Source organism: Actinospica sp. (assembly GCF_035552695.1).
GTDB lineage: Bacteria > Actinomycetota > Actinomycetes > Streptomycetales > Catenulisporaceae > Actinospica.
The window spans coordinates 1-4,510 of the sequence record NZ_DASZKT010000058.1; the positions used below are offsets into that span (position 1 = coordinate 1).

Genomic DNA, 4,510 nt, shown 5'->3' on the forward strand with positions numbered 1-4,510 from the left:
GCTCCGCCACCGCCTAGCCGAGGTTGCACGGATACGGACGGAAACGCAAGGGCAATGACAGTCCGAAGTGACTCGCACAGCGGCGACGCGGAATCCACCCCGACGGCCGAGGCGGTCGAGTCCGTCTCGGGCTACCGGGAACTGTCACGAATAGGTCATGGGGGGTTCAGCGTTGTCTATAGAGCGGTGCAAGAGTCCTTCGAGCGCGACGTCGCGCTGAAGATCCTCACCGTCGGCACCGACGAGGACTCCCAGCGGCGGTTCATGCGCGAGGTCCGGCTGGCCAGCAAGCTGAGCGGGCACCCGCACGTGGTCACCGTGCTGGACACCGGGACCACCTCCACCGGCCGTCCCTATCTCGCGATGGACCTGTACGACGGCGGCTCCATGAAGGAGCGGCTCAAACGCACCGGGCCGCTGCCCGCGATCGAGGTCGCCGTCGTCGGCGCGAAGATCGCCGAGGCCCTGGCGGCGGCCCACTCGGTCGGCATCCTGCACCGCGACGTCAAGCCCAACAACATCCTCGTCTCCCGCTTCGGCGAGCCCGCGCTCGCCGACTTCGGCGTTTCCTGCCTGCTGGACTCGAATACCTCCGCCTCCGTGCTGGACGTCTTCTCCCCGCAGCACGCCGCACCCGAGCTGATGACCCGCGGCGTGCCGAGCGTCTCGTCCGACATCTACGCGCTCGGCTCCACGCTGTACGAGCTGCTGATCGGCAAGCCGCCGTTCGGCGCGGACAGCCGCGACGTGCGCGCGATCATGTGGCGGGCGATGACCGAACCCGCGCCGCGGCCGGAGTGCCCGGAGTTGCCGGAACTCACCGACGCCATCGTGCGTTCGATGGCGAAGGACCCGGAGGACCGCTTCCCGGACGCCGCCGACTTCGCCAAGACTCTGCGTGCCCTGATACCGGACGGCGCCTCGTCCACCCTCGCGATGACGGTGCTCGCCCCCGCGGTCCCGGCCGCCGCGGCAGCCTCGTCCGTGGCCGCGACCTCGGTCTTCGCCGCCGATCCGGACACCGGCCCGTACAGCACGTCCGTCACCGGACCGCGACCCGACTCCGACGACACCTCGGCCGGCCGGCGGCGCGGCGCCGACGAGACCATGGTCCGCCCGGACCGCGCCGACCCCGAGCCGGAGCCGAAGACCAAGAAGAGGCGCGGCCGCGCGGCCGCCGGGGGAGCCGGCGGCGCGCTGGGTTCCGGCGGCGTCAGCGGTTCCGGCGGCTCCGGCGGCGGGGGCGAGGATCGGGAGGGCCGCCGTCGCAGGCGTACGCCGGTGATCGTGCTGGTCGCGCTGTGCGTGCTCGCCGCCGCCGTGTGGGTGGTGCTCGACTCGCAGAACTCTTCGACCGGCCCGAAGGCCGAAGCCTCCGGGCACACCGCGACCCCCAGCGCGACGCCGTCCGCCAGCGCCAAGCCCTCGGGGTCCGCGTCGGCCACGCATACCGCCACGCACACCGCGACGCACAGCGCCACCCCGTCGACCACGGCGACCGCCACGAAGACGGCCAAGCCGTCCGTGAGCGCGTCGGCCAGCGCCTCGTCCACCGGCTCGTCCGGCGGACTGCTGGGCATCGGCGCCTACTACTCGTTCAAGAACGCGCAGAGCGGCAACTGCCTCACCGACTCCGGCTCGTCGGCCGCGCAGCAGTCCTGCGGCGCGGGCGCCTCCCAGGCCTGGAACTTCCAGGAGCCGGTCACCGGAATCCTCAACTCCCTGGCCGGCAACTTCGAACTGGTCAACAAGCAGACCGGAGACTGCCTCGCCTCGTCCGGCGGATCGGCCGGCGCGCAGGCGTGCGACGGCGGCAGCGCGCAGCTGTGGTCGACGGTCCCCGGTTCGTCCGGCAAGGAAATCCACAACGCCGGTAGCGGACAGTGCCTGCGCTCATCCGGTTCCGGAGTCGTCGCAGGCTCGTGCAGCACCAGCGACGCGGCCGATCTCTGGTCGCAGAACGGAGCTTAGGGAATGTCGGTCAACTGTCGGTCAACATCGTGAATGGCCCGGGCGTGTCACCGACGCCTGCGTACGGAGCGCGGGTAGCGTGCCGTGAATCCGGCCGACTCTGATGCCGGGAGCCGAGAACGACGACGGGACGAGCATGGTCAGAGTGCTGATCGCCGACGATCAGGTGCTGATCCGGGCCGGCATAGCGGCGATCCTGCGCGCCGCGCCGGGCTACGAGGTGGTCGGCGAGGCCTGTGACGGCGAGCAGGCCGTCAAGATGGCCGAGCTCACCGAGCCCGACGTGGTGCTGATGGACATCCGGATGCCCGAGGTCGACGGCATCGCGGCCACCCGCCGCATCCTAGGCTCCGGCCGCCCGAATCCGCCGCGGATCCTGATCCTGACCACCTTCGACATCGACGAGTACGTCTACAAGGCGCTGCGCGCCGGGGCCAGCGGCTTCGTGCTGAAGGACACCCCGCCCGAGCGCCTGCTCGCCGCCCTCAAGGCCGTAGGCGACGGCGACACCCTGTTCTCCCCGACCGTCACCGCACGCCTGGTCCAGGCCTTCTGCGCCGCCGCGGACGGCGTCGGCGCCGCGCTCGCGGGCGGAGGCGGTGCCGGTGCCGCGTCTGGAGCCGGAACTGGGAACGGCGGCGCCGGGAGCGTCGGCTCCCGCCCGACCCTCGCCCCCGCCGAGCGCGCCGCCCTGGCCACCCTCACCGCCCGCGAGACCGACGTACTCCGCCTCGTCGCCACCGGCCTGTCCAACGCCGAGATCGCCGAGCGCCTCGTCGTCAGCGAGGGCACCGTCAAGACCCACCTGAACCGCTCCATGGCCAAGCTGAACCTCTCCTCCCGCGCCCAGGTCGTAGTCCTCGCCTACGAATCAGGCCTCGTAATCCCCGGCCAGCCCAAGCCCCAATCCACCCCCGGCCCGCCCCACCCCAAATCCGCCCCCACCCCCGGCGCGAGTTCACCCCCCGCCGCCGTCCCCCCGCCCCGCCTCCCCACCCCCGCCCTCCGCAGCCGCTGATCGTCCCAGCGCACCGCGGTCTCATCCGCGGCCTGCGGTCCGTCCTTCCCGATCAGTCCCGGGTGACCAGGGCCGGGTGGCCCGGGTCGTCGCAGCGTGCTGCGATGTCGGCGGTGGTCAGCGGATCCTGCTCCTCGGCGTAGCGCTGGTAGGCGGGGAGCGTCCAGGAGAGCGCGCTCTCTGTGCGCCGGGCGAGGGCGGCGGGGGACATCGACAGGTGCACGGTGAGGTCGAAGGCGAGGCCCGCGCCGAGCAGGAATGACCCCTCGACGAGGACTACGCCGCCGGACTCGAGGTGGACGTACTGCGCGCGGTACGCGCGGTCGGCCTCGGGATCCCACAGGCGGGGGAGCACGTCGCCGGTGCCGTCGGGGGCGATGGGGGTCAGGACCTCGCGGTCGATCGCCTTGAGGTCCAGCCAATCCGTGTAGAACAGGTCCGGTTCCTCGCGGCCGAGCTCCAGGCGCAGCGAGGCCGGGCGCAGGTAGTCGCGGGCCGCGACGTGAACGGCCGGTCTGCCGCGTAGCCGCAGTTCGGCGACGAGCCCTTCGGCCAGATCGTCGGTGCGCGTGGGCGGGGCTCCGTCGATCGCGACGGCGCCGCGGCGGTCGCGGGGCAGACGGTCGATCGCGTCGGCCACGTGCGCGACGAGCAGGCCCGGGGAGATCGGTTCGGCGCGCACTCGCCGATCCTCCCACAACAGAGCGGTACCGGAACTCTTGACAGCTCCGGCCGACGGCGGTTGTCTATACCACTGCGGCCTATGGTTCAGACCAATTTCACCCGCAGGTTCTGAACCGGACCCGTGTACCCCGACGCGCCCGTCACCCCGCGGGCGCTGGCCCACCACGCCGTTCCGGGAGCCACCAGTTATGCAGAAACCGAGAAAGCACGTCCTCCTCCGTTCAGCCACCGCCGTCCTCGCCGCCGGGGGACTCGCGACCGGGCTCGCCGTGAGCCTGGCCGGTCCCGCGCAGGCGGCCGTCGCGTGGCCGGCCCACGTCTTCGCCCCGTACGTCGACACCGGCCTGAGCAACACAACCCTGACCACCGTCGCCGCCGACTACGGCACCAAGTATTTCACTCTCGCCTTCGTGAACGGGTCCGGCTGCCAGTGGTCGCTGCCGAACCAGTCCGGCTGGCAGTCGCAGATCTCGTCGCTGCAGGCCGAGGGTGGCGACGTGAGTATCTCGTTCGGCGGCTACACGGTCGACACCGACGGCACCGACCTGGGCGCCACGTGCTCCTCGGCGAGTGCCATGGCCACGCAGGTCGAGAACGTCGTCACGACGCTCGGCATCACCCACCTCGACTTCGACATCGAGTCCAGCGAGCTGACCAACTCGACTGACGTCGTGCGCACCGCCCAGGCGCTCGCGCTGGTGCGTTCCTGGGGCTCCTCGAACGGCGAGTCGCTGTCGATCACGTACACGATCCCGTCGGCGGCGACCGGCCTCACCTCGGACGGCGTCGCCGTGCTGAACGACGCGCACTCCAATGGCTTCACCCCGGACATCGTCA

3 protein-coding genes and 1 pseudogene are annotated in these 4,510 nt (G+C 71.6%); 3 read left to right on the forward strand and 1 reads right to left on the reverse strand.

Going from position 1 to position 4,510, the window contains the following annotated elements; genetic code table 11:
• Positions 1-54 precede the first annotated feature (54 nt).
• Positions 55-1,971, forward strand: coding sequence for a protein kinase domain-containing protein (locus VG296_RS08655; RefSeq protein ID WP_325564914.1), 1,917 nt, complete (start codon positions 55-57; stop codon positions 1,969-1,971).
• 103 nt (positions 1,972-2,074) lie between these two features.
• Complete coding sequence (locus tag VG296_RS08660; protein WP_325564916.1) at positions 2,075-2,989, forward strand: response regulator transcription factor; 915 nt, start codon at positions 2,075-2,077, stop codon at positions 2,987-2,989.
• A 52-nt stretch (positions 2,990-3,041) separates the two neighbouring features.
• Here VG296_RS08660 and VG296_RS08665 read toward each other — a convergent pair whose 3' ends face one another.
• A complete protein-coding gene (locus VG296_RS08665) occupies positions 3,042-3,671 on the reverse strand; it encodes a uridine kinase (protein ID WP_325564918.1) in 630 nt (209 codons plus the stop codon).
• A 190-nt stretch (positions 3,672-3,861) separates the two neighbouring features.
• On the opposite strand from VG296_RS08665, the pseudogene VG296_RS08670 reads away from it, so the two are divergent.
• Positions 3,862-4,510, forward strand: a pseudogene (locus VG296_RS08670) (hypothetical protein); the annotation flags it as partial.

Excerpts from the sequence above, each read along its gene's own strand:
- VG296_RS08660 (WP_325564916.1), top strand. The coding sequence starts at position 2,075 with ATGCCGGGAGCCGAGAACGACGACGGGACGAGCATGGTCAGAGTGCTG.
- VG296_RS08655 (WP_325564914.1), top strand. The coding sequence starts at position 55 with ATGACAGTCCGAAGTGACTCGCACAGCGGCGACGCGGAATCCACCCCG.